This window comes from Amedibacillus dolichus DSM 3991, assembly GCF_000154285.1.
Lineage (GTDB): Bacteria > Bacillota_I > Bacilli_A > Erysipelotrichales > Erysipelotrichaceae > Amedibacillus > Amedibacillus dolichus.
Genome location: NZ_DS483460.1, coordinates 49004 through 74955, shown reverse-complemented (window position 1 = coordinate 74955; position 25952 = coordinate 49004). Strand labels below are relative to the sequence as shown.

Below are 25952 nucleotides of genomic sequence, written 5' to 3'. Positions count from 1 at the left end.
CCCCCCCATTTGAATGCGCTTTCCCTATTTCTTTGACTATTATTGCATGTAATTGCTTACGATGCAATACCTTTTCCTAATTTTCTCTCTTTTTGTTTATATTTTTGCTGATTTAGCATGAATATTGTTCATTTTCCCTTTATTTATCGGCTATTTGTCAAAAAATGCACAATTTAACATCATCGTTTTCCCTTATGTTCCTATGGATTGAAATTAAGCCTCCTCTTTCATTTCTACCAAAAAGCTGTGGAAAAACTGAATACCCGCTAAAAATAATGCCGCACCCAAACCAGAGTAAAAAATCGCAATAATCTCCTCCGGTAAGAGTTGTAAACTTCGAATTGCTATACCAAAGGTAATCATAAAAAACATGATAAAAAAGGATTTACGATCAAAAAACTTCCAAGCATATTGCTTTGGCTCTAAAAAGCTTTGAATCCTTTTCGTATGCTTAAGTACCAATTTATGAAAAACCAAAAACCAGAACAAACAGAAAATAACAACCGAAATAAGAATATCAAAAGGTTTTATATAATTGATATAGGCAATCCAGCCGATGCGCAAAACATTGTATCCGGCAATCAGCCAAACAACTGCCGCAATCAATAATAGAAATTTATTTTTAACCATAAACTACCTCCTATTTTATACTGAAATTGTAGAACCTTAGAAATACTTCTGTCAATTTATGTGCTTAGCCAATATAGTCATGGTGCATGGGTACATATAAAAAAGACATATTCTCACACATTGAGAGATATGTCATTTTCTTCCAATTGTTGCCTTGTTGTTTGCTTATGAAAGCTTATAAAACTATAAACACCGTAAATTCATTCTTATTATTCAAAGCTTTCTTATCCCTTATTTTAAGGTTTCACTATGATTCAAAACTGACGTACTATACAAAAATAAAACATCTTTATCGCTAAAATCAACATAGCTTCCTAGCATACTGCTTGGTAAATAACGAATATCCAATAAACTGACCTTTTGATATCCGCTTGCTAATAACGGGGCGATACTGCTCGCAAAGGAATCCCGAAAAACAACAAGCTCACGTCCGTTTTGAGCATTTGGATTTTCAATCGTAAGATAGGAAAGCGGACCTGATAAATAAAATTCATAAGGATCCTTTCCCTTTGCTTTCGTAGGATCGTAGATGGGAATTTCGCGCTGATTTTGATAATCATATACGCGATATTGCTGCATTGCATCATTTGTTACATAGTACATATCCTCTGCCTTCAGCATACCGAAGGAACGTGCATAATAGCTACCGTAGAAAGGAGCATCGACCTTTTCAATCGTATAATCGCCAGCTATGCTTACTCCCATATGCTCGCCTAGCACTTGTGCTACATCGATGATTTTCTCCTGTCGCCAATGCGGATCACTTCGATAGTAATCCGTTAGCTGTAAATAAGGAAGTATGTCAATATAGGTCATATCTCCTACCTGTCGATGCATTTCCTCAAAAAATGCAGCATAGTCCAGCTTCAAGTATTCTTCATCGGATAAAAAATAGCTTTTATCCGGTATGATGGAATAATACACATGATTGGCTTCTGCTAAATACGTCTGCTGAATGCTTTTCCATAGCTTTGCCGCATGCTGCAACGAAGCCTTATGAAGAGGGTATTCCATTCCAATCACATCTTTCAAACGTATATAAAGTTGATTGATATCCTTCTTTTGCAATATATCTTTTGTATAATAGACATTTAACTGCAAAAAGGTATCTCGTAGTGGAAACTGATCACTAGCATAACGCTCAAATTCCTGTGTAAATTTACCACTTTGCATATTCTCTATGTTCATTTGCGGAAATTGTGCCAGCTTTCTTCGCTCGCTATAAGATATGGCTTGTGGTTTTTTTAAGATGCAAGTCAGAGATAGCACACAAACAAAACCACCTAATAATACAAGGATAAGCATATTCTTTGTTTTTTCAAGCATCGTCAATCCTCCTTCTAAAACCGGAAATACAAAAACGGATTGTAGGAATCGTTGATCAGACAGAACGTAACGATGATGAGCAGTATCAGTAATACGAATGGCTCAAGCAGCTGTGAGATCGTATTTCCCATTTTCGTTTTTTTCCATGCCGTAAGCAGTTTATGAAAAAGCGGTGTTGATGCGATGATTGCGATACCTAAGACCATACCGTAGCTTTGTATATAATACCAAACCTCATTTGAAGCCAAAGGAAGTCCTTGTCCGGTAAACATAATTGATAATGTATGCAGTGCTTCTTGTATCGTAGAGGCATCAAAGATGACAAAGCTTACAAGCAAGGAAAGAATAACATAGCCATGTGCTAGAATTTTATGCTTCTTTAAAAAGGAGGATAATAAGACCTTTTCCAAAAGCAGCAGGATTGCAAACAGGATACCCCATAAAACAAAATTCCATGCCGCTCCATGCCATAACCCTGTCAGCAGCCAAACAACACATAAATTGATAATCCAACGAGATTTGCTTACACGACTTCCACCTAAAGGAATATACACATAATCACGAAACCACGTACTTAAGCTGATATGCCAACGATGCCAAAATTCACTAATACTGGAGGCAATAAAAGGATAATTAAAGTTTTCTAAAAAATGAAACCCCATCATTTTTCCAAGTCCAATTGCCATATCGCTGTAACCGGAAAAATCAAAATAAATCTGTAATGCAAACGCCAATGCATACAGCCAATAATTCAAAACAGAGGGTACTTGTGTTGCCCTCAATACCAAACACAGCTCTCCTAACGCATTTGCCAACAAAACCTTTTTGCTTAATCCGATAACAAAACGCTGCATTCCCTGAGCACTTTGTTCAAGAGAGAGCTTACGTTCAACAAGCTGCTTGGCAATGTCCGCATAACGCACGATTGGTCCGGCAATCAGCTGTGGAAACATGGAAATATAGGCACCGAACATAACAAAGCTTTTTTGCGCTGCACATTTCTTTTGGTAAACATCAATGAGATAGCTGATAAGCTGAAAGGTATAAAAGCTGATGCCAAGAGGCAAAGCAATCTTGAGCAGTGATATCGAAGCCCCCGCAAAGCGCAAGCCGTCTAATAGAAAATCGGCATATTTAAAATAGATCAAAAAAGCAATATGCAGTCCACAGGAAAATACCGTAAGCCAAAAAGCTTTCTTTTGATCCTGTTGGCGCTCGATCAGTCTGCCTTCAATATATCCCAATACAATGGATACAAGCATAAGGAGGATATAGATCGGCTCTCCCCATGCATAAAATACCAAGCTAAACAGCAGTAAAACAAAGTTCTTCCATTGAAACGGTACGATATAATAACATAAAAGCGTACAGGGAAGAAAATAAAACAGAAAAGGAATACTGGAAAACAGCATATTAGAACGCTTCTTCCACTACCAGTTGGGCTGATGGATATTGCGCTTGTAATTTCTTTTGGAATACTTCAATCAAAGTCAGATTACCAAAAACAGAAACGACATAATCATCATTGATTCGGAACATCAATAGCTTTTCCGGAAATCCGCACATCCACTGATTGTTTAAGATTGCTTCCTTTAAGCCTTTGATAAAATCCTCTGTATGCTTAGCATCGCTGATGTGAAAGGCACCTGCTGTAAAGGTATTGGCATTCATCGCATGCAAAAAGCCGGCTGCATCATCAAGCTGTTTGCCATAATCCTTGGGAACGATCAGTAAAGAAGATAAGCTTTCTGTATCACTGACATCAAAGCTTCCCGGCGCATTATCCACCGGTTGCTTTACATCGCCGCCAAAAATCGGAAACTTTTCATCTTCCTTATACGTATCCCAAACAGCGGTTAATAGCTGCGTAGCATCGGTAATTTTCTCTTGTTTTCCCTTATCGGAATCGTTTGCCTTTTGGCACCCTCCAAGTGTTAAGCAAAGCATACATGCTAAGCATAAAGTAAATAGTTTTTTCATCATTTTTTCATCTCCTTATATTGTATAAACCAACAATCTCGGCTGCTATCATATCGCACAATGACCTCATAGCTTCTAGTATTCCCTATAAGCTGCAGCTTATATTCCTTTTGTGTCATGTTTTCAGGCAAAGTCCAAAAAAGGACTTCCTTATCCTTTTGATCGAAACGCACATCTCCCTCATTCGCTGTGATCGTATAATCCTCTTTATGTGCTACCTTAATTTCAAATGTATCCGAGTGAATTATCCGACTTCGTTGATTCTGTGTGCTTTTTACACTTAGCATTTGCATATCCTGTGTAATTCTTTGTTGATTCACATAGATAGAAAAAGGCTGCTTAGGCTGATAGATCAACGCAAAGGATATTACGATCAAACAGCATACAAGAGCGAAGCGCAAATACAAAGGTTTTTGAGAGAAACGCTTTTTCTCTGCCTGCTGCATGATTTTCATCTTAAGCTCAACAGGTGCTTGAATCGAGCGATACTGCTCCTTTTCTTTTTCCAGGTTCACAGTTCTTCCTCCTCTCTGAGCTTTCGCAGCTGTGCTTTTCCTCTTGCAATGCGCATCTTTATCGCAGATTGAGAACAATGAAGCATCGCCGCTATTTCTTTGATGGAATATCCCTCTAAATAATGCAATAGAATCGCCGATTGATGCTTTTTTGGTAGTTGTGCTAAAGCATAGGACAAAGCACTTAATTGCGATGGAAGAACACTTTGTTGATCCTCCTTTAAAAAAGTCAGCTGACGATTTTTACGATAATGATCATGGCATTGATTGATCGTAACCCGAAGCAGCCATGCTTGTTCATGCTCCTTATCTTTAAAAGTCCTGCTTTTTTTCAAATAACGAAGGAAAACCTCTTGCACGATATCCTGTGCTGTATAAGTATCCTGCGTATATACAAGAGCCACGCGATACAGCTGATTGCTATACTCTTCATAGGCTCTTTCAAACTCTGTCCTATCACATTTCAACACGAGCTACCTCCACTATAAAAACGTATCTTGATCATAAAAGGTCACATTTTTTTATAAATTTTTTAAATTCTTTATGGTGCTAGGATTTTTTTCATCTGCGGGTGTAAAAACTTCATAATCAAATCCTTATCAACAACAAACTCCGAGGTTCCCATATATCCCGGTGCAACCTCATATTTATCAAACGGAATAACCAAATCATTTTCTTTATTGAAATAAAAGTTATGCTTTCCGTCAATGGATACGATATCATCACCAAAGGTACTGTCATCTACCCAATATTTTAGATTCGAATCTTGTGCCATTTCCTCTCGCATTTGCTGCTTAATATCCTCTGCAACCACTTGATAAAACGCTTTATCACTAACAATATCCTCCAACGTAACCGTAGCTCCCGTAAGCTTGTTTAAATGATAATACTTATAATACGTATTTCCACTTCCCGCTACCTCATTAACGATCAGCTTTAAGGTAAACCAAGAATCCGTATTGGTAACGACTTCATAATTCACATACACCGAACTATGCCCTTCACCACCGAATGTTTCAAGGTCCTTATAAAATCTTTCTACCAGCATTTGTGTCAGTTCTTCCACATCAGCATTGATTGCATCAAAGGCACCATTCTCCTCATTATCTACCTTCGGAACGTGAATGTCCATTTCATGCTTATCGTCTGCATAATAATAATTACGTATCGTAACAACTTTTACAAGCTCTCCGATGATCGGTATTTGTTCCAAGGTCTTGGCATACGTCGTACTCACATTCGGAAGTAAGAACAACATAATAAAGGCAATGCAGGCAAAGGCATAGGCAAAACGTTTTCGATTGCTGTAAACAGGCTGTTGTTCCTGCTTTGGAAGCTGCATGAGAGTTTGTTCAATTTTGCTTTTGACTGTACTTGGAATTTCCATATTCTCATTTGACAGTCTTTGACGAATCTGTTTATCCTTCTTATTCATATCTCACAATCCTCCTTCAGTACCTTATAAAGCATTTTTCTAGCACGTGAAAGCTGTTTTTTTACCGCCATGACGCTGGCATCGGTAATATGTGCAATTTCCATAACAGATAAATTTTCATAATAAAACAAAATGACCACCGTTTGATACGGCTGTTTAAGAGCGCTAACTGCTTCCTTAAGAGTTACCTTCATCGTAAGATCATCATGCACGCTTTGCTCCTCTATATTCTCCTCAATTGCTTCCATTTGCACGAGCCTGGCATTTTTACGAATCCATTCCACTGCGGTATTGTGAACGATACGCAAGATCCATGCTTTAAAAAAACGCTTATGCTTCAAAGCAGGCAAGCTTTTATAGGCTCGATAAATTGCTTCGCTAATGACATCACCGGCATCGGCTTCATTTCTTACTACCGACATTGCGACATAATACATGGATTTTTCGTATAAACGTATTTGTTCGCAAAATTCGTCTTTATCCAACGGTTATTCCTCCTTTAATAATAATGCTGTTTGTTCCTTGATCCACTTTCCCCATTCTTCATAATATTTCGCATAAAGGTGTGTATCATCAGAGGACTTATCTTGCGCCAAGGCTCCGTTTTCATCATCAAACAATACATTGGCATCAAAATAAGCAATTTTCTTTTTCTTCGCCAACTTCGATAGCGCTTGATTTAAACGGTTAATTGCCGCATTATTAAATACTTCATCACTTTGGGAACGACTTTGCGTAACATGAAGATTTCCTAAAAGAATAATGTCGGCAGCTGCTTCTTTTTCTTTCACAAAGTCAATTAACTCCTCATATTTCGCCAATATATTTTCAAATTTATATCCCATTTCATTAATACCTAACATAATATAAATCTTTTTATACGTCTTATTGTTCAATAGCTCCGTTAAGGTCAGCTTTCCGACATTGGGAACCGAAACAGCTTCATCATGGATATTGAATACACTCATACCTACGGAGCAGAAATAATCTGCTTCCGGAATTTGTGAATATTCCATCAATCCCACTGTTCTGGAATCACCGATAAACAAAGCATCGTCCATCGAAATCGGTGTTATAGCGGGGACAGCGTTTTCTTTCGAATCCGAAGTTTCTTCTTTATGAGGCTTCTTTTCAGCCGGCTTTTCTTGCTTATGAACCTCCCCTTGCTTGGCATCGTGGGTTTTTGCTTCTTTTGTCGGCCAAATACTTTTGATCCCCATAAATAGTACCACAACAAGCATAGAAATACATAGTAACAGTAATGTAAAGCGATTTGTTTTTTTCATAATAACCTCCTAAAAACGAAAATATAAAAACGGATCGTCTAAGCCACGATATAAACAATATACGCTGGCTGCAAATATAACAAAAAGCAGTGTATAAATAAGCATGGGGCGTTTTATGTTTTGTAACAGTCGATACGGCAATTTGGTTGAAAACAGAAATCCGGCAATGAAAAACGGATAATAAAGCTGAAGATATTTCAGATAATCATAGCGGAAAATCGACCACACACCTTGTCCGAAAAACGGAAACAAGCGAGTAAAGAACACACCTAGCTGCTGTAAATCATCAATGGCGAAAATCGCCCATGTTAGCGGAATAAGAAAAAACATATAGAGGTGTCCCAACCATGCATGCTTGTTTAAATAGCTTCCAAATACATATTTCTCTAATAAAAGAATGATAAACAATACCAATCCCCAAAGCATAAAATGATAACCGGCACCATGCCAAATACCTGTTAATAGCCAAACGATAAACAGATTACGTATCGTATAGATCATTCCTTTGCGATTGCCGCCTAAGGGAATATACACATATTCTCGAAACCAAGAGCCTAAGGTTATATGCCAACGACGCCAAAATTCTGTCATTGTTTTACTTATATACGGGTGATCAAAGTTTTTTGGTAAATGAAAGCCAAGCATTTCACCAAGTCCAATAGCCATTAGGGAATATCCGAAGAAATCAAAATAAATTTGAAATGAAAAGGCAAAGATGGAAAGCCATGCAAGGGGAGTGGATAAGCTTTCAAAGCCAATCGCACATGCCTGCGACCAAAGCTTCCCTAGCGGATTTGCCAATAATACCTTTAACCCCAAACCGAAGATAAAGATGGCTAATCCCTTATGCACAAGCTGTTTGTTGATCCTTCGATCATGCAATTCCTTTTTTACCTGCGGATAGGTAACGATCGGTCCGGCAATCAGCTGTTCAAACATGGATATATATACGGTATAGCGTAATAGGCTTTGTTCCGCCTCTATTTTTCCCCGATACACATCAGCAAGATAAGAAATTCCTTGAAATGTATAAAAGGAAATACCAATCGGTAAAACAATATTCAAAGCAAGATCCCCTAGTCCGCTGATGCTTGCAATTTCTTCTAAAAAGAAGCTTGCATACTTAAAGATAAATAAACTGATGATATGAAACAAAACAGCTATCACAAAGATTGTCTTTCTATATTTTGGATAGCTTTCCATATATACCGCTGCTTCAAAATCAACAATCATGCTTATAACAAAGATAATAAAATGCTGTGGGTGATGAATAGCACTGATAAAATAAAAAATGAGACTTCCTATTAACAGCACAAGATTTCGCATATATTTGGGTACTATATAATAACAACCGAAAAAGATCGGTATAAACACAAATATAAACGGTAAACTACTAAAAACCATTTTTCCTTTCTACTCCTTCCTTTTTACATATTAAAGACGTACAAGGAGGCTAAAAGGGGACAAAAAAGATAAACTTTTTTTATTTTATCAATAATTTCCACCAAAAAGAAAAGGCAGTGAATGGAGTAGTGCTTCATTCCTTACTGCCTTATTCTCGATTCTTTTATGGTAATCGTTTTATTTTTACTATTCGCGAGCTTTTGCTTTTTTGACAAGGATAAATCCAGCCAATCCCAAAGATGCTGCTAACAATACGCCCCATGCAAGCATATTGGTAGAATCTCCGGTATTAACATTGCCAGATGTTCCGTTTTCTGGCTTCGTTGTACCCTGTTCCTGTCCTTTATTCAATTCCAAATTAGCGATAGCTTCTTCAATAGCCGCTGCCATAGCATCAACCTTATCTTGACTGCGGATATCTAATCCACGTTCAACGGCATTGATTGCTTTTTCAACCAATTCAAAATTCTTATAGTCTTTTTTATTTAAAGCGTTAGCTTTTTCAATAGCCTGATCTACCTTGCTGTAATCAGCTGCTTTAAACACTAAGCCTTCTACTGCTTTATTGATTGCATCAGCATAGCCATCAACAACTGCCTGTTCTGTTACTCTCTTATTTCGAATAACTGCTGCTGTTGCATCATTCAACACTTTAACGCTCTCGTCAGTATAAACACTTAAATCTGTTGGAATTTTAGAAATTGCTTCATCTACTTTTGTGTAATCAGCAGGACGGATTAAATATTCACTGTGAGTTTCAGAGAATAAATCCATAAGACCTAATACAACATCTTCTTCATATACTTCTTCCGGATAATCACACCAAACTGCCTGCATACTACCGATTAAATCAAGATTATCTTCCGGTTTTGCTCCGGTAACAGAAGTAAAGTCCTTCCCTTTAATACCATTTACTGCAGAATCGTAAGTATAACCATTTCCATGTTCGGATTTGTCATAATTTCCGATTACCCAATACCAACCATCATTCGTATTCAGAATTTTATGACCTCTTTCAGCAAAAAAGCTTGGTTTAGCTACATCGTATCCCCACCAACCTGAAGTCCAGTATGAGATAATCAAATCTTTATCGAATGTACCGAATTCCTCTTTGCTATTGTAATAGATACCATCATTAAAGCACATAGGCTTCATTCCGGCAGCCTTTACAATCGCGGATAGATCATTAACATAGGCTACGAACTTTTTATACAAGCCGCTTTTTTGCAGATTTGCCCAACCACCTGTATTTTTATCGTTGGCATATTCATCACAGCCTAAATTAAAGATTTCAACTGATTTAGAGCCAAAATACTCAGCATATTTTTTAACCAATGCTTTTGTAAAAGCAACTGCTTCTTCGTTATCAAGATCGACTGTACGAACGGAACCATCAAACTGTGGATTTTGAATTCCCAATGTTTCCATAGCAACCAGAATAGAATCCATGTGTCCCGGACTATTGATAACCGGAATAATATTCATGCCTCTTTCTGCTGCATAAGCAAGAATTTCGTCCATTTCAGCCTGTGTAAGAGCATTTCCGTTTGGATCGTTATAATAAGACTGATTTCCTTTTGTAAGTGCTTCTTTGACAGCATTGCTATCATACTGCTTGCCGTTTACTTCCAAAGACATATCATCTAAGAAAAAGCGAAGGGCATCATTTCCTAATAAAATCTGCACATCGGTGTAGCCGTTCTTATAAGCTCTTTCGATGATGGTTTTCAATTGCTCGGTACTGAAATATTTTCTTCCCGCATCAATAGAAAACACACTTTTTAAGTTTTCATTCTCTGCCGCTTTAACAGTTGTTACTGTACCAGAGGTAAGCTTTGCTCCTCCGAAAGCACAAACCATGGCTAGTGAAGCTACTAGCAACTTCTTCATAAATTTCATATCCATATCTCCTTTACTTACATGAAATCCATATTCATTATAATGTAGCGCTTTCAATTTAGCAATCATTTTGATTATTAAGAAATTGTAAGAATTTTATTACGATTTTATCTGCTTTCGATAAACGCTTTTTTTATGCCTTATTTCTTTACTTTGTATTTTTAGTGATTAACGAAAGTTATGGTATAGCATTGGTAGACTATTTGATATACAACGCACAATTTAATCCAAATCAAGACAATCTAATTATCTTTATACATACGCTTCTACTCTGCCTTGCTTCTAATAAGCTTATCCTTCTTTCACTAATATAGCCGTGTGTACTTTCGATATAATTCATCATTTACACTTTGATCCGCATGCCCATTCAAGCTTACAAATACCGGTGCCTCTTTTCCTGCCTCCATGATATATTGTGCACTTAGTACACTAACTGCTTGTACAATGAATGCATTGGCTATAGAAGATGTTGGCATCATCAATGTATCCATGCCCTCCATTTTTAAACACGCATCTCCTAATACTCCACAGTTATCAATTACCACATCGGCTATATCCATTAGTTTCTGTTTACTTTTTGCTCGTGATGTCGTTGCACTTGAATGTGCCACACTTGTAATTGCTACCACCTTTGCTCCTTTTTCCTTAGCACATTGCGCTAATTCCACCGGATATGCATTGCGTCCCGAATTTGATGCAATTAACACTACATCTCCTTCCTGAATATGATAAAGCTCACATAAAATTTCTGCATATCCCGATAGCTTTTCAATATAAGAGCTTTTCGTAGGGTGTTCGGTCATCGTCAATTCACTTGTTAAAATCGGTACGGTAAATGCTAAGCCTCCTGCACGTCCGTAAAACTCTTCACTTACGGTATGGGAATGCCCACTGCCACTTACAAAGAATGTGTGATTGCTTATATACGCATCGGCAATAAGTCTTGCGCATTGCTTAATCGCATCTTCCTGTGTTTCCTGAATTTTTTTCACGACTGCATAGCCTTCTTCAAATACTTTTTGATACATAGCCTTCATCTCCTTTCAGCATTTTATCTATTACTATTGTAATATAGCATTTACAATATCACAATAATACAATTTATCATACCTTCTACAGTTCACGTGCAACACTAAAAAAGCAGGCAAAGATAGTTTTACTAATCTATCTATCTTTACCTGCTTTGTCTTTTACCCTTTAGATAAGATTTCTCCTATCATCAGATGTACGTTTTACTATTGTCTGCTTTTCCTTTTTAACAGTACAACCCCTGCTCCTGAAACTAGCATAAGAGTAAGAATTCCTGCCATGTTGCTTACATCTCCGGTATTTGTTTCATCCTTTGAATCTTCCGGTTGTTGTGGTTCAACAGGTTCAATCGGATTACTTGGATCAACCTTCACTAGCTTAGCTCTCGCTTCCTCTAGCGCTTTCATAAGCTGCTTCATCTGTTCATCATTAACATCTGAAGTATCTTGAACGGCTTTTTCAAGTTCTTTTCTCGCTGTTTCAAATGTGTTCCAAGATTCCTTGGTATAATCCTTTTTATTCAAAGAAGCTACACTATCCAACAACTCTTTCGCTTTTGTTGTGTCTGCACGTTTTACTAATACTTCTCTATGTGCATTGATTTCTTCGATTAGCTTTTCAACTTCTTCATCTGATGCTACATCTTTATCCGCTAATAGTTTTTCTGCAGCTTTCAATGTATCTTTTGCAGCTTCCTTATACGCTTTGATAGATGTTTTCGTATAAGTCTTACTCAAATCTTCTTTTACAAGTGCTTCTAAACGGCTGAAATCAATACGATAGATAGAATCTGCCGTTCTTCCTTTCTTTATTCCGTAAGCTTCAAACTCTACGATATGATCGGAAGTACTTGTTTTATTATTATTACCATTCACATAAATGCGGATATAACGTGCATTTACCGGTTTTTCTAAATTGATTGTTTTTCCATCAGCAGTTTCTGAATATAATTCATCTTTTCCTTTACCTAGGTTATGCACATTACCCTCTTTATCGGAGTTGAATACTACTGTCTTATCTTTGAAATCTTTATCATTACTCAACACGATAGCAGTCGGTCCGTAAGTTCTTCCATCTGCATAACGTGTCAAATGCAGCTTATTCAATTCACATTCACTACCTAAGTCTAATTCAACATAACGTGAATGCAGTTTCTTGTCGGTTGTATCTGTTAACTCCAAGTAATTATTTTGATAAGCCTTATTACCATCATTGATATGAGCAAAAGGACGATCACCTTTCTCTGCTACTGCTTTATTTTCAGTTACATCAAAAGCACTAACCTTCACATCTTTGTTTAAACTACGTGCCGCAACATTGCCACTAATATCTTTTTCATCAACATAATTTGTTACTTCATTAAATGCCAATGCTCGATCTAACACTGTGATATAAGACGTTTTTCCTTCTAACCCTTTCGCAAATACTAATTCTCCTTTTTCAAGTTTGAAATCTTCATTAGCTTTGTTATAGGCTGATCCTACTAATTCTCCGTCAATATAAAGCTTCAACATTCCGTTGACTTCTTTTACTACCGCAAACTGATGTTTCTTGCCATCAGCTATCATTCCTCTTGTTTCTGATGTAACACTTCCATCTTCTTGACGTGTTTTCTTGACATATTTTGAGTTCGCTGTTGTTTCATTCATCGTGAATGTCAAATATCCTTCTGCATCAATTCCAACGCTATACCCATTTTCCTGTCGCATGATTTCGGCACCCTTAGATACTGTTTCAATCGTTCCTAATACCGTAAATCCTCCGGTTCCATCAATAGATAATGTTTTCCCTTTATGAATTTCTTTTCCATCTAGCTTACGATTTACGATGCTGTTTACGATATCATCTTTATAATAATCATCAACAACACTTAAAGAAGTCGTATTTCCCGTTACATCTTTTACACCGTTTACTTTTACTTCAATGTCAGATAGATCATCTACTTCCTTTTGTAATGTCAATGCTACTGTACGTAGGTCTTCCTTCAATACAACCTTTTCTACTTTGTTATTTGTTACTTTGAAATCTTCTACTTTTGGTGTACGAATCGTTTCATTAAATTCCACTTCAACAACCTTATTATCGCCGTGGATAGAATTTACCGTTGCACTTGTTGTATCTTTTTCACCATATTGCATGATCAATACTTCTTTTGGTTTCAATGTAAATGTAATCTGATTACCGTAAGATAATGGTTTGTTGGTTTGATATTTATCAACATCGCCGATTACAACTTTCCCATACACGTCCTTCATACCTTCATTTACGCCTACCAAACGATCATAAGTCAAGGTATAGGTTTGTTCTACATCTTTTGGATTTCGAATAGAAACAATTCCTTCATTTCCATTCCAACAAGAATATCCATATACATCTCCAGTTTCCGGATTTCCACCAAACATTTTTGATTTTTGAAGAATATCAAAATTATCTTCAATCCAGTTTGCAGCCTCAGCATTGATATCCCATTTATCATCATCAAACATAGATGGACTGTAGTAATATTCCCAGAATGCCGTACCACGTGTTCCTAACATATACAAATGTTCACGTAATTCTTCATCACTATAATTGATTAAATAGTTTGGCTTTCCACCAGGAGCACTATTTGCTGTCTTTGCATATACCGGATCGTGATTGTAGAAATACTTGTTTGGAAGTTGCCATTGATTTTCATTAAAGAAATCATAGTAATCTCCATCACGGTAAGTTAACATTGCTTCTTGATCGGTTGAATTAAATTTATAATCAAATCCACTATCTCCCGTATTCTGCATCCAAACACTATTTACCCACTGTACATGCCAAGGGCTTGGATTAGCATAAGATGTCATATTTAACCATAATCCCTTATCTCCACGCTGTGCGCGCATATCCTCAAACATGTCTGTCCAGCGTTCGTATGTTTCACTGATAGTATAGAATGGGTTACCTGTAACATGATATGGGGTTTCGGCAGTAGCAGGATTCAATAACATTCCATCTAATTTCCAATAGTTAATATCAAATTTTTGTTGATATCCTAAAAAGATATCTGTTACAAGTTTATTCAAGTAACGAGAATCGGAAATATTGATGTCATTTCCTGATTGATGATTCACAGAACCTAAACCTGCATTTTGAATCCAATTAGCAATCGTAGTTTGTGTTCCATATCCTCCGCGTGGCCCTAACCATAAACCGAAATTTGATCCAAACTGTTGAACTTGTAAACTTGAATCATATAATTCATTTGGGAATTTACTTGGGTTTCTATCAAAATCCCAGAAAGAATTGTAGTTGATCCAACCATCATCAACAACATAAGAATCTAGTGGATTTACTCCATGCTGTGTGAACCCTTTTTCTACTTCAAAAAAACTGCTCTTGATATTTTCAGCTGTAATATTCTTCATGTTATCATACCAAGAGTTAAACTGTTGTCTAAATTCAGTTGGTGTTGCAATCGTTTCGATATATTCATAGAAATCTGATTGTACTACCAAATAATCTGTACTTCTTGCAGCACCGACAACACTATCCCATGTAACCATTTTACCGGCTTGTCCATTAGCTCCATTGTAATTGTTATATTCTGTGAATTGTGTATCTATAGCCAGAGATTTTCCATAGTGATAACGAATAAATCCGTTTTGTTTATTTGTTTGGTTATTCAATCTTATTTTATTTTCAGACTGCGGGAATTCACACCCCCAATACATGGCACCTACATAATAAGGTTGTCCTAATTCTAAATAATCGCCTTTCATGTTTGCCATATCAGGATTATCTTTTAATTCAGGGATTGTCCAATAATTTTGTGTTTTATCCCCTAATTTACCATTCACTGAAGCATCTTCTTCTGCAAAATCCATGTTTTCTAGATCAATATAATCAATTTTTACATTATTAGCCTCTGCTTCCGGTACACTGATTTCCAAATGCTTGCGCATGAAAGAATCGCCATCTTTAAAAGTAATAACTTCTTTGATGGTATAATCAACACCACTTACTTCCTTTGGTTTAAAAGCAAAAGTTAAAATCTTAACCCCATTACTTTCTGTTAATGTCGGCTCACCATCTACTTCTAAATCACTTGATTTAAGTATTTGTGCCTCTTCTTTTCTTGTTCTGTCTAATAATGAATTGTTTTCATCACCTAATAAATCAATTTCTGATGCAGACATTACTTTATTTCTGTTATCCGGTTGACCATTAGTACCATTTTGCCAATGATATGTTTTGGTTGCAACAAATTTAATTTTAGAAGTGCTGATAGGTTTTTCAAATTCAATAACTGTTTCACCCTCAGCATTCATCTTGTATGTACTTCCGATTTGTTTCCAACTATTGCTCTCATCATCAAAGTAAAATAACTGTGCTTCTTCTACACGACCTGTACAATTCCAACGTGCACTATTGTCGAATCTAGGTACATATTTAAATTTCTTTACTTCTTCCTTACTTCCAATTGCGATTTCGATTGACAATTCACTACCATCAACATAATTATTAGCATCTTTAGAAGCCCAAAAATTACTTGGAACATCAGAACTCAATACCTGATCAGTCAAATTGCTGATTTTTCCTTCTCCTGTTCCTACAACATCATTAACATTTACCTTAGATTTACCTTCAATTTCTTTAGGTAAAGTCTTAATAACGAATTCTTCACTAGACGCAGGTGTTAATACCTTTGGTGTTTGCCCTGTACGATAGTTAGTGATTTTTTCGGTTTTTAATTTACCATTCGTTAAACTGAACGTACGAGTAATGTACTCATTACCAAATGTATATTGATTTTCGTTTTGAGATAAAGACACGATTCCATTTTGTTCATTTTCTGCAACATTTTCTTGTGCTTGCACATAAGTTGAACTTAAAGGCATAATACTTCCACAACTCATACATAATGCCATGAATGCTACTGCGCCCTTATAAATTCCTTTTTTCTTCATACTCATCTAGGCAAGATTTCCCTATCAACGATTGGGTGGAATTGCTTTTCCCTTTCTTCTTTATTTCTGCCTTGCCCATCACAATTCCGTTTAATTGAAGCTCTCTTCATCGTTTCTTAGTGAAAACTAAATCATCAACTTTTTTTAGCTATACAACCTCTTTCCTTCTAAACTTTCGCAAACGCTTACGTATGCGCTTACTTTAATATAATAACATACCCCCCCCCACTTTTTTTGTACTTTTGCATGTTTTTTTTATACTTTTCAACAAATCACAAAAATTTTTTTATTTAAATAAATTTGAATTATACGCTATAACAAGGATTACCTGTTTAAAATGATATACAAAAAAACCGCTCCACCTTCCTAAAAGGCTATACAAAGCGGTTTTCCTATACATTCTCTTATACGTTATTCACTGCAACGATCCTCGCACAATAACAATCGTTGATCCTTGATTTCATAGTGCATTGCATGCAGTCTTTCCATTAACAGTCGATCATGCGTTACACAAATTATACAACCGGTAAAGTTATCCAACAGCTCGATTATCAACGGACTGCTTAAGGGAGATAAATTGCGCGTAGGCTCATCTAATAATAGCACATTACAGCGAAGCTTAATAAAACGCAAAAAATAAAGCTTTGCCTTTTGCCCTTCACTTAGCTCTCTTATCTTATGTGTCATTTCTTCACCGGTAAACTTCATAGCACCTAATAGCTCTCTTACTCGTGTAATATCCTTACGATCCTTGCTTTCTGCCAAAAATTCAATCGGTGTTTGTTCATAGTCCATCTTCGCTTGATAATCTTGTGGCATATAGCCCAAGCAAATGTCCTTCCTCTGCCATAGCTGTGCGTATATTTCCTTTAACAGCATGCTTTTCCCCGTACCATTATCACCGGTTAGAATAAGCTTGTCCTTTCCCTTAACAAACAGTTTTACATCATACAGCAAAGCTCTTTCCTGTACCTGCAAGCAATCCAATTCCATATCCAATATCGTTTTATTAACCGGCAATGCTACATTTTCAAAAAATATTTGAATTCCTTCTTCCACGCTGTCAACATGCGCATAGCTTTCTTTTTCAAAGCGTTTCTCCTGTGCCTTAATAGCTTGTATTTTCTTCTTCAGCAAGGCAGCCTGTGAGGGATTACGAACTGTATCATTCAATGCATCATGAACTGCATTTTTTACATCATTCAGCTTTTGCATTTGCTTCATATATGCTTGTTTTTCTTTTCTTGCCTGCTGTATCGCTTTATCAAGCTGTGCCTTACGTGTTTCCACATATTCCCGATAACCACCCTTAAAAATCGTATGGCGGCATTTGCTTTGATGATTTAATTGTTCCAGATGTAAAATCGTAGTAGCACTATTTTCCAAAAGCTTTACATCATGAGAAATAAAAATAATCGGCAATGCACAGCTTTTCAAAAAGCTCTCTAGCCATTCCAATGCGGCAATATCCAAATCATTGGTTGGCTCATCTAATAGTAACAGTTCCACCGGTTCCTTCATCAGTTTAAGAATTTGCAGTTTTACCTTTTCTCCCCCACTTAAACTCCCCATTGTTTGATCTCTTAGCAGCAAATCACTTGGCAGATGCAATCTGCCACAAAGATTATTGAATTCTTGTAATTCATTATAGCGTTCAACCGCTAGTTCCTCCTCAGGTTCTTTTTTTAAGATATAATCACAGATGCATACAGAATCCCAAATATGTGGAAGCTGCTGAGGTAAATAGCCGATATGCTCCATATCACACATAATTTTTCCGTTCACGGCCATATATTCTTCGACCGCTTTGCGATTGATTATACATTTCAACAACGAACTTTTGCCGTTGCCCTCTTCTCCAATAATAGCAAGTCTTTCCATATTTCCTAGGGAATACGAAAAATCCTCGATAAAATAATGATTCTTTAAATCTTTAATTGTTAAGTTTTCAAATACAAGCATGAAAATCACCTCCAAATGAGGCTGTGAACAGAAAAAAATAATGAATATGGCATCTATGATTTAGCTTCATTATCTTTATCTGTACATCTTTTCACGCTCCAATCTTTCTTTATTATAAAAAGCATGGATACTCTTGTCAACGTCAATTTTCAAGTTCCATCACAAATTATATGAATCGAAAATGATCATGTCTTAGTGTAACGGAGTTGATTTTATCCCAATTTATACAAAGAAGATAAGTACAGCAATATCCTTTCACACGATTCTCATTTCTACGCAGGGTATGCTTCTTTCAAAACGATCCACACTATAAAAAGAAAGGTGGCTTATACATGAACTCTTTTTGGATAACACAAGCAAACTCTCAAGCATACCCTACACTTTCAAACAGTACCAACGCAAGCATTGTTATTATCGGTGGTGGCTTATGCGGCTTGGCAACCGCTTATTATCTTTCTCAAAATACCAAGGATATCATCATCGTGGAAGCCGATCGAATTGCTTATGGCGCAAGTGGAAGAAGCACCGGTAAAATCAGTGCTCAGCATGGCTATATTTATCACAATTTGCTTACTCGCTATGGTAAAAAGCTGGCAAAGCAATACTATGAAGAAAATACAGCTGCACTTGCCGCAATTGATGAAATCATCAAAAAACATGCAATCGCCTGTGATTTTGAATACTGCGATGCAACACTTTATGCAATGAATGAGGAGGAAGTAAAAACATTGGAAAAGGAGTACCAAGCCTATCTTAGCTTAGATATTCCTTGTATCTATCAAACAGCAGATAGTTTAAAATCTCCGATGCAGGCACAGCTTACCATGCATCATCAAGCTCGCTTTGATCCATATCGTTATGCAATAGGTTTGGCAAGCTATCTTGCGAAAAAAGGTATTCGTATTTTTGAACATTCCACACTTCGAGATATAAAAAAAGCCGATGACTGCTACCACCTTTATGTAAATGAGCATATCATTACTGCCCATGATGTCGTATTCGCAACACAATTTCCTTTCCTTGATGACAAGCGTTTTTACTTTGCCCGAATGTATAGCGAGCAGGAACAAATCATTGCCTTTGCCAAGGCGAATATCAAGCAACAAATGCTGTTGCATATCGGAAATCACCCGATTCAATCCATTCATGCCTACCATGATCATACGCTTGTTGCCGGCAACTCGCATAAAAGCGGACAGATGAAAAAAGATAGCTACAACGAATTACAAAAGCTTGCGCAAGCATGGGTACAAGGTAGGTTTCTCACACAATGGTCCTCACAAGATTACATTACCTTTGATAAACTGCCAATGATTGGCTATTTAAGCAGTGAAAAGGAGCATCTGTATTTCGCAAGCGGTTTTCGAAAATGGGGAAATACGACCTCTCATATTGCCGGAAAACGTATTTCCGCTATGATTTTTCATCAGCCCTATCAAGAAAATATCTTTGCCCCTGCTCGCCTTTCCTCTTTCTTCTCGCTTAGCTTTGTGAAAGAAAACGGCAACGTACTATATGAGTTTTTCAAACGGAAAAGAAAAGCAGAGGACGTTGATTTTCCATCGGTTAATGAAGGCAAGATCATGAATTTCGATGACCATTTATATGGCGTATATTGCGATGAGCATAACATGCTGTTCATTGTAGATATTACCTGTCCACATGCCGGCTGTATTTGTAACTTCAATACAGTGGATAAAACTTGGGATTGTCCTTGTCATGGTTCACGCTTTTCCTATCAAGGCAACATTATAAAAGGACCCGCGCAATATCACCTCAATGCCTTTGGCGATGGGTTCAATACACTGGATCCTCATTTCTTATTAAAAGATGATGATACTAAATAATCTTTCGCAAACGCACATAGTTCTGTATAGAGCTGCTGTGTTGTGTCATCTTGAAAACGATATTTCGTAAGCATTTTCTCATAATAGCCCTGCTGTAAAATACGTTGCATCGTAGCTTCATAGTGAATATCAAACAACAAAGCAATATGGGATATCCATACATCAAGCATACTTTTGCGTATGGAGGAGTCAATTGTTTCCTTGCGTAAAAACTGCTTTACTACGGCATCACTTAAGCAGCTGCCTAATAGCTCTTTTTCTTCACAGCCAAGCATTGCCTGTGTTGTTTCTAAACAATGGGCTTGAAAAATATCGCACTTATCGGCATCTCGAATAATACAACAATGCTGATATTCCCTTAAAGATAAGCCTTGTGCAATATGATAGCGGTTATGATTTTCTATTGCGCAATAAATCAAACCTTGTTCTTCTTTTGAAAAGTTGAGATCTATTGCAATATGCTGATGCTTCAAAATTTCAACACCGAGCTTCGCATGATCTACGCTTTTGGCATCATAAAAGGTTTGGAAGCGTTTGATCTGTTCAAAGCGTCCGATATCATGCAGCATACCAATCGTATAAGCCAAATCCTGCTCCTCATTGGAAAGCTTCAATCCCTTGGCAATCGCAAGAGCATGATCCGCAACACGTAAGGTATGCGCAATCTTCAGTTGAATTTGGGGATTGCTTTGCTCATACGCCTTCGCATAGGACAAAAAGTAATTTTTGACAGCTTCTTTATTCATAGGGGCTTCTCCGTAACAAAGCAATACAAAGTAACAATGCCAAACCTTCGGCAAATGGGGTTGCTAACCAAATGCCATCGAGCTTGCACAACAGCATCAAGACTACAAGTCCTAGCAAAACAAAGACAAAACCTTTACACAAAGCTACAACGGTTGCCATATTGCCACGCTCAATGGATTGAAAATAATACATAATCACAATCACCGGTGCCGTAAAAAGAAGCGATATAAAGTAATAACGAATTCCTTTCGCCGCTAAAGCAATGAGCGCTTGATCCCCGGAGGCAAAAATCGACGCAAACATTCTTGGAAATAACAGAAACAGCAAATAAAGCAATGCCGCACAAGCCGTACTCCAAAAAAGTGCGGTTTTTAAGCTGCTGGCAACACGTGCTTTTTCTTTCGCCCCGTAATTAGTAGAAATAATCGGCTGAGCTGCTTGAGCAAAACCATTTAATAAGCCGCGGCAAACATAGGCAATATTAGTGATGATGGAAAAGGCTGCCAAAAAAAGTGCATCGGCATAACGCATAATCACAAAATTAAAAATGATTACGACCACCGCAATGCTGATTTCCATCAAGGCGCTGCCAAATCCGTTTTTTAAGGTCCGTTTCAATGCAGCCAAATCCCATGCATTTTTAACAAATCTTGCCTGATGATTACCAAACAAGAAATGATAGCCCATACCAAGTACGACAAACAGCGCTCCAATCACTGTCGCAATTGCAGCTCCGCCAATTCCCCAACCAAAAGTGATTACAAACACATAATCTAAAACAATGTTGGAAATATTCCCGAATAACGTAATTCGCATAGCGGTTTTCGGGGCATGATCTCCACGTATCAAAACACTAGCGGAATACATTAAGACAAAGATAATCGAGCCGGCAAGCACGATGCGCATATATTCACCGGCATAGGGTAATAACGCTTCATCACTGCCAAACAAAAGCGCCAACTGATCGGTAAACAGATAGCCGAAGATACTGCATAATAAACCAAGTATGCTCATACCTGCTATGCTTAAAGTAAACACTTTATTGCGTAAATCTGCATCATGATTACCTTCCGCAATCGCCATGATGGTTGCACCACCTACCCCAAAGCATAAGCCGATTGCAGAAAACAGACTGAACAAGGGCATAGCAATATTTAAAGCAGCAAGTCCTACACTTCCGGCACCGACGGAAATAAAATATACATCGGCAAGTACGTACATCGAGCTAGATAGCATTGCAATCAGTGTAGGCACTAAATAATGCATATATAAACGACGAATTGGTTGTGTTATGAATGCATCTCTCATACTTCACCTTGTAACTTCTGAAGAACATTGACACATTGTGTCTTATTTTCTTTTGTAAAGACACACAAAAAGCTTGTAATACCTACCTGTTTTGCCTGTTTGATATCTGCTATTCGATTTCTTGGCTGTGCATTTAAAATATGCATGCGGCAATCCTTATCACAAAGCAGTGGATAGCGTTGTCCCTTGATATCGACAAGGGCATATTCCGCTTTACGACACAAACCGCATTGCTTTTTATCGCTATCCTTTTCTATTGCATTGATTGCACAATATTCCGATAGCATCAATTCCTCTCTGCCATACACCGGATATATAAAGTTTCCCTTTGCCTGATAACTTGCTTCATAGGCTTTTACAATTTCGCAGCATTGTGCTAAGCTTGCCTCTAAAGAAAAGCATACTCCCCTCGCTCCTCTTTGAAAGAAGAAGGCAGCACTGTGATGGTTGATAATATTACAAGAGGTATCGCAAAGAAAAGGACGTTTTGCATAGCTGCCGCCATTTTCCTGAATCATAACAAACTCATCGGGATAAGCCTGCTTCATCACACGTGGAATGCGTACATAGCCTTGTTGAAGTTTATCATGCAATTCTTCATACATAAAAATCATCGCAATACCGGCTTCCTGACAAGCCTCATACTGTTCCTTTGTATGTACCACCGCTATGATCGGCGCTAAAGGCGACATTTCTTTTTGTTTTGGCAATGCTATGGATTTCGTTAAGCGATGTGGGTGTCTTAGCTTACGTTGATTCGCTAATTGTTCTAATGCTTCTCTGCGCATGCGATTGATTTCTTTGATCGGTAAAGTCGTCTGTTCATCTACCGTAAGCTCGATGCCCTCCAATTGAAAAATCGAATCCTTGCTTTTTTGAAGCTGTTGTACGATTCGCTCCTTTGAAAGCGGTGTTTTGATTGCCCTTTCTACCTTATCTATGGATTCGCAAACAGCATAAAAACCGTCTGTATCCATTACACTAAGTCTTGCATGAGCACCAAGCTGCATGGTAAATTCGGCATACGCCGCTACATAGCGCTTATTCTTCTTATAGCTGTCCTGCAAATCCAAAAGCTGTTTACAATCGCTTGTTTTCAATACCTGACTGCCCTTTTGCGCATAAAAGGTTTTATCAAGTTCAACCAAAGTACCTGCTTCTGCTTGTTTTACCAAATAGCCGTTTACATACAGACGATTGATCGTAAAGCCACAATCCTCTTTCTCATTCAAGATTCGAATGCCATCTCCTTGTGAAAGCTGTTTTGTTAGTAAAATCTGTACCTTATCCTTGGTAAAGGAAACGATTTTACCGATTTCGATTCCCATGTGATTAGGGCGTAGTGGATTCATTAAATGGCTGCCCATCTCATGAAAGATATGTCCTGCGGTAAAGCCTCGATTAAAAATCTTTTGCATTTCTTCCCTCAAGGCTGCACTCACTTCAAAAGGCTCTTTCGCCATATAGGCATCAATCGCCTTACGATAGCAAGCAGTCATAAGCGCAACATATTCCGGACGCTTCATACGTCCTTCGATTTTAAAGGAATACACACCGGCATCAATTAGCTCCCCGATATGGGAAAGGGTGTTCAAATCCTTTGGTGATAACAAATATTTATGTTTTCCTTTTAAGACCTGCGTCCCATACATATCCGTTTTTTCTAAGCTATACTGCATACGACAATTTTGCGCACATTCACCTCGATTTCCGCTTCTTGATAAGGTTAAAGAACTCATAAGACATTGTCCGGAATAGGACACACATAAGGCTCCCTGCACAAAAACTTCAAGATCCATTCCAAGTTTTGCGTACTCTCGAATATCCTCGATACTGGTTTCTCTAGGCAATACGACTCGTTGAAAGCCAAGCTCCTTCATCAGCGCAATCCCTTCACGATTATGAATATGCATTTGCGTAGAGGCATGCAGCTCTAAATTCGGATAACGCTGTCGTACCAGCATTGCTAATCCCAAATCCTGTAAAAGTACGGCATCGACATCTAGCTCTTGCAGCTTTCCAATATAATCAAGACAGCTATGGATTTCTTCTTCATAAATCAAAGTATTCACCGTTACAAATACCCGCACACCGTATTGATGGGCATATTCAACAGCCTGCTTCATTTCCGCTTCATCAAAATTATTCGCAAACGCTCTAGCACCATAATGCTTTCCCCCTAGATATACTGCATCTGCGCCATTCATCACCGCTGCCTGCAAGGCCTCTAGTGATCCGGCAGGGGCTAACAATTCTACTTTTTTCATGCTGCATCACTCACTTTCTTTGGGCGAAAAATAGCCTTCATCAATGTTGATACCATTAAAATGCCTAAAACTAGAATACCTGCGATTGCCATTGTTTCCACGCCAATCGTTAATGCTTCCAATACATGCCCTTGGATTGCGGCTAGCATGGTACGATACATGCCGCCACCCGGTACAAGCGGTATAAGCGCACATACCAAAAAGGTCGTTACCGGCGTATGACATACACGTGCTAAAATTTCCGCATATAAAGATAAAGAAACAGAACCTAGCAGCATAGAAGCCATTTCTCCACAGCCCAACTGCTGCGCCAAGCGATACATCGTTGCGCCAAGCATACCGCCAATCGCTGCCAACACTAAGTTTTTTCCTTTGATATTAAAAAGCACACCAAAGCCAAGAGCCGCAAAAAAACTGCCGACGATTCCCAAAAGCATGTTACATTCCTCCCTTCATTCCGATACTTAATACAAAACCGATACCGGCCGCAATCGCTACTGCCACGATAACAGCTTCCAAAGCTCTTGCGACACCGGATACATAATCCCCTGCCACTGTATCACGAATGGCATTGGTAATTGCCAAGCCCGGCACCAAAAGCATGATACTGGAAATAATCATGATATCCATATCTGCTTGCGGATCAAGGGTGTGAATGCCTAATGCCAAAGCAGCTGCAATACCGGAAGCAATTGCATTGATAAAAAAATTATTCAAATGATAGGTATTCATAAACAAGGTAACGGCTTCAGTGACCATACCGATAAGAAAGCTGTAAAAGGCTGATGTCCAATTTCCTTCGAAAAACAAGGCAAAGCCACCGGCACTCAAAGCAGAGAAAAAAAGCATTTGTCCCATGGAATAATGCTTCATGTGAGCAATTTCCGTCAAGCGCTCATGCAGCTCATCAATCGTAAAATGACGTGTGGAGCTCTCTCGGGATAATGCATTGATTTGCGCAATGCAATTCAGATCCACTCCCTTACTGCGTGTACGCAATACCTTGGTATGTGTTACTCCGTCAATTGTAATGGATAACATGATACCGGTAGAAATCACAAAGCTTTCCGCCTCCTGCACTTCTTTAAAACTTTTGCATAAGCGTACCATTGTTTCTTCTACACGATAAATTTCCGCTCCGTTTTCAATCAATAATTTTCCTGCATAGCCACATACATCTAATAATTTTCCGGCATTCATGCGATCACCTCAATCATACGTTACAAGTATATCGCAAATAGCTTCAAAAAGGAAAAGGATTTTTAGGATTTTCCTTTCATTAGTTATTTTTTCCTCATCATTTATAAAATGTTATTGTCCTTTTCATTACCTCTGCTTTTACAGCTTTTATTTCCATAACAAAAAGGCATTCGACCACCT

The 25952-nt window shown here is 37.8% G+C and carries 20 protein-coding genes; 1 reads left to right on the top strand and 19 read right to left on the bottom strand.

Features of this window, described 5'->3' with window-relative positions; translation table 11 throughout:
- Positions 1-213 precede the first annotated feature (213 nt).
- From EUBDOL_RS00275 to EUBDOL_RS00210, 14 genes are all read right to left on the bottom strand, one after another.
- Positions 214-630 carry a hypothetical protein gene (locus tag EUBDOL_RS00275; protein WP_004797383.1) on the bottom strand — a complete coding sequence of 139 codons (417 nt, stop codon included), beginning with the start codon at positions 628-630 and terminating at the stop codon, positions 214-216.
- Between the two features lie 231 nt (positions 631-861).
- Complete coding sequence (locus tag EUBDOL_RS00270; protein WP_004797382.1) at positions 862-1956, bottom strand: DHHW family protein; 1095 nt, start codon at positions 1954-1956, stop codon at positions 862-864.
- 14 nt (positions 1957-1970) lie between these two features.
- Positions 1971-3368 carry an MBOAT family O-acyltransferase gene (locus tag EUBDOL_RS00265; RefSeq protein ID WP_004797381.1) on the bottom strand — a complete coding sequence of 466 codons (1398 nt, stop codon included), beginning with the start codon at positions 3366-3368 and terminating at the stop codon, positions 1971-1973.
- 1 nt (position 3369) lies between these two features.
- Positions 3370-3939, bottom strand: coding sequence for a hypothetical protein (locus EUBDOL_RS00260; protein ID WP_004797380.1), 570 nt, complete (start codon positions 3937-3939; stop codon positions 3370-3372).
- Positions 3936-4451, bottom strand: coding sequence for a hypothetical protein (locus EUBDOL_RS00255; protein WP_004797379.1), 516 nt, complete (start codon positions 4449-4451; stop codon positions 3936-3938). Before EUBDOL_RS00255 ends, EUBDOL_RS00260 begins: the two co-directional genes overlap by 4 nt.
- Positions 4448-4921, bottom strand: coding sequence for an RNA polymerase sigma factor (locus EUBDOL_RS00250; protein WP_004797378.1), 474 nt, complete (start codon positions 4919-4921; stop codon positions 4448-4450). Before EUBDOL_RS00250 ends, EUBDOL_RS00255 begins: the two co-directional genes overlap by 4 nt.
- A 71-nt stretch (positions 4922-4992) precedes the next feature.
- Positions 4993-5886 carry an RsiV family protein gene (locus tag EUBDOL_RS10895; protein ID WP_004797375.1) on the bottom strand — a complete coding sequence of 298 codons (894 nt, stop codon included), beginning with the start codon at positions 5884-5886 and terminating at the stop codon, positions 4993-4995.
- On the bottom strand, positions 5883-6371 hold the full coding sequence (locus EUBDOL_RS00240; protein ID WP_022420534.1) for an RNA polymerase sigma factor: 489 nt from the start codon (positions 6369-6371) through the stop codon (positions 5883-5885). The genes EUBDOL_RS10895 and EUBDOL_RS00240 overlap by 4 nt, the downstream gene beginning before the upstream one ends.
- Positions 6372-6374: 3 nt before the next feature.
- The gene (locus EUBDOL_RS00235; protein WP_050750062.1) at positions 6375-7172 is read right to left on the bottom strand and encodes a GDSL-type esterase/lipase family protein; all 798 of its coding nucleotides are present in this window, start codon (positions 7170-7172) and stop codon (positions 6375-6377) included.
- Positions 7173-7181: 9 nt separating this feature from the next.
- Positions 7182-8576, bottom strand: coding sequence for an MBOAT family O-acyltransferase (locus EUBDOL_RS00230; RefSeq protein ID WP_004797370.1), 1395 nt, complete (start codon positions 8574-8576; stop codon positions 7182-7184).
- A 186-nt stretch (positions 8577-8762) separates the two neighbouring features.
- On the bottom strand, positions 8763-10475 hold the full coding sequence (locus EUBDOL_RS00225) for a family 20 glycosylhydrolase (RefSeq protein WP_040462706.1): 1713 nt from the start codon (positions 10473-10475) through the stop codon (positions 8763-8765).
- A gap of 305 nt (positions 10476-10780) precedes the next feature.
- Positions 10781-11503, bottom strand: a complete 723-nt coding sequence (locus tag EUBDOL_RS00220; RefSeq protein WP_040462702.1) for a sugar isomerase domain-containing protein — start codon at positions 11501-11503, stop codon at positions 10781-10783.
- 207 nt (positions 11504-11710) lie between these two features.
- Positions 11711-16447: a discoidin domain-containing protein gene (locus tag EUBDOL_RS00215; RefSeq protein WP_004797362.1), complete on the bottom strand. Its 4737-nt coding sequence runs from the start codon at positions 16445-16447 to the stop codon at positions 11711-11713.
- A gap of 405 nt (positions 16448-16852) precedes the next feature.
- Positions 16853-18403, bottom strand: coding sequence for an ATP-binding cassette domain-containing protein (locus EUBDOL_RS00210; RefSeq protein WP_004797358.1), 1551 nt, complete (start codon positions 18401-18403; stop codon positions 16853-16855).
- A 332-nt stretch (positions 18404-18735) separates the two neighbouring features.
- On the opposite strand from EUBDOL_RS00210, the gene EUBDOL_RS00205 reads away from it, so the two are divergent.
- Positions 18736-20250: an FAD-dependent oxidoreductase gene (locus EUBDOL_RS00205; protein WP_004797355.1), complete on the top strand. Its 1515-nt coding sequence runs from the start codon at positions 18736-18738 to the stop codon at positions 20248-20250.
- Here EUBDOL_RS00205 and EUBDOL_RS00200 read toward each other — a convergent pair.
- From EUBDOL_RS00200 to EUBDOL_RS00180, 5 genes are read right to left on the bottom strand one after another with little or no spacing between them, the layout of a single operon-like run.
- Entirely contained in the window at positions 20217-20996 is a 780-nt protein-coding gene (locus tag EUBDOL_RS00200) for an HD domain-containing protein (RefSeq protein ID WP_004797354.1), read from the bottom strand. The two genes, EUBDOL_RS00205 and EUBDOL_RS00200, sit on opposite strands and share 34 nt — an antisense overlap.
- Positions 20989-22305, bottom strand: a complete 1317-nt coding sequence (locus tag EUBDOL_RS00195; RefSeq protein ID WP_004797352.1) for an MATE family efflux transporter — start codon at positions 22303-22305, stop codon at positions 20989-20991. Before EUBDOL_RS00195 ends, EUBDOL_RS00200 begins: the two co-directional genes overlap by 8 nt.
- Complete coding sequence (locus tag EUBDOL_RS00190; protein WP_004797351.1) at positions 22302-24572, bottom strand: U32 family peptidase; 2271 nt, start codon at positions 24570-24572, stop codon at positions 22302-22304. The genes EUBDOL_RS00195 and EUBDOL_RS00190 overlap by 4 nt, the downstream gene beginning before the upstream one ends.
- On the bottom strand, positions 24569-25009 hold the full coding sequence (locus tag EUBDOL_RS00185) for a threonine/serine exporter family protein (protein ID WP_004797348.1): 441 nt from the start codon (positions 25007-25009) through the stop codon (positions 24569-24571). The genes EUBDOL_RS00190 and EUBDOL_RS00185 overlap by 4 nt, the downstream gene beginning before the upstream one ends.
- A gap of 1 nt (position 25010) precedes the next feature.
- On the bottom strand, positions 25011-25772 hold the full coding sequence (locus EUBDOL_RS00180) for a threonine/serine exporter family protein (RefSeq protein WP_004797346.1): 762 nt from the start codon (positions 25770-25772) through the stop codon (positions 25011-25013).
- Positions 25773-25952 lie beyond the last annotated feature (180 nt).

Coding starts and splice junctions, on each gene's coding strand:
- EUBDOL_RS00275 (WP_004797383.1), bottom strand. CDS start 630: ATGGTTAAAAATAAATTTCTATTATTGATTGCGGCAGTTGTTTGGCTG.
- EUBDOL_RS00270 (WP_004797382.1), bottom strand. CDS start 1,956: ATGCTTGAAAAAACAAAGAATATGCTTATCCTTGTATTATTAGGTGGT.
- EUBDOL_RS00265 (WP_004797381.1), bottom strand. CDS start 3,368: ATGCTGTTTTCCAGTATTCCTTTTCTGTTTTATTTTCTTCCCTGTACG.
- EUBDOL_RS00260 (WP_004797380.1), bottom strand. CDS start 3,939: ATGATGAAAAAACTATTTACTTTATGCTTAGCATGTATGCTTTGCTTA.
- EUBDOL_RS10895 (WP_004797375.1), bottom strand. CDS start 5,886: ATGAATAAGAAGGATAAACAGATTCGTCAAAGACTGTCAAATGAGAAT.
- EUBDOL_RS00235 (WP_050750062.1), bottom strand. CDS start 7,172: ATGAAAAAAACAAATCGCTTTACATTACTGTTACTATGTATTTCTATG.
- EUBDOL_RS00230 (WP_004797370.1), bottom strand. CDS start 8,576: ATGGTTTTTAGTAGTTTACCGTTTATATTTGTGTTTATACCGATCTTT.
- EUBDOL_RS00225 (WP_040462706.1), bottom strand. CDS start 10,475: ATGAAATTTATGAAGAAGTTGCTAGTAGCTTCACTAGCCATGGTTTGT.
- EUBDOL_RS00220 (WP_040462702.1), bottom strand. CDS start 11,503: ATGTATCAAAAAGTATTTGAAGAAGGCTATGCAGTCGTGAAAAAAATT.
- EUBDOL_RS00215 (WP_004797362.1), bottom strand. CDS start 16,447: ATGAGTATGAAGAAAAAAGGAATTTATAAGGGCGCAGTAGCATTCATG.
- EUBDOL_RS00210 (WP_004797358.1), bottom strand. CDS start 18,403: ATGCTTGTATTTGAAAACTTAACAATTAAAGATTTAAAGAATCATTAT.
- EUBDOL_RS00205 (WP_004797355.1), top strand. CDS start 18,736: ATGAACTCTTTTTGGATAACACAAGCAAACTCTCAAGCATACCCTACA.
- EUBDOL_RS00200 (WP_004797354.1), bottom strand. CDS start 20,996: ATGAATAAAGAAGCTGTCAAAAATTACTTTTTGTCCTATGCGAAGGCG.
- EUBDOL_RS00195 (WP_004797352.1), bottom strand. CDS start 22,305: ATGAGAGATGCATTCATAACACAACCAATTCGTCGTTTATATATGCAT.
- EUBDOL_RS00190 (WP_004797351.1), bottom strand. CDS start 24,572: ATGAAAAAAGTAGAATTGTTAGCCCCTGCCGGATCACTAGAGGCCTTG.
- EUBDOL_RS00185 (WP_004797348.1), bottom strand. CDS start 25,009: ATGCTTTTGGGAATCGTCGGCAGTTTTTTTGCGGCTCTTGGCTTTGGT.
- EUBDOL_RS00180 (WP_004797346.1), bottom strand. CDS start 25,772: ATGAATGCCGGAAAATTATTAGATGTATGTGGCTATGCAGGAAAATTA.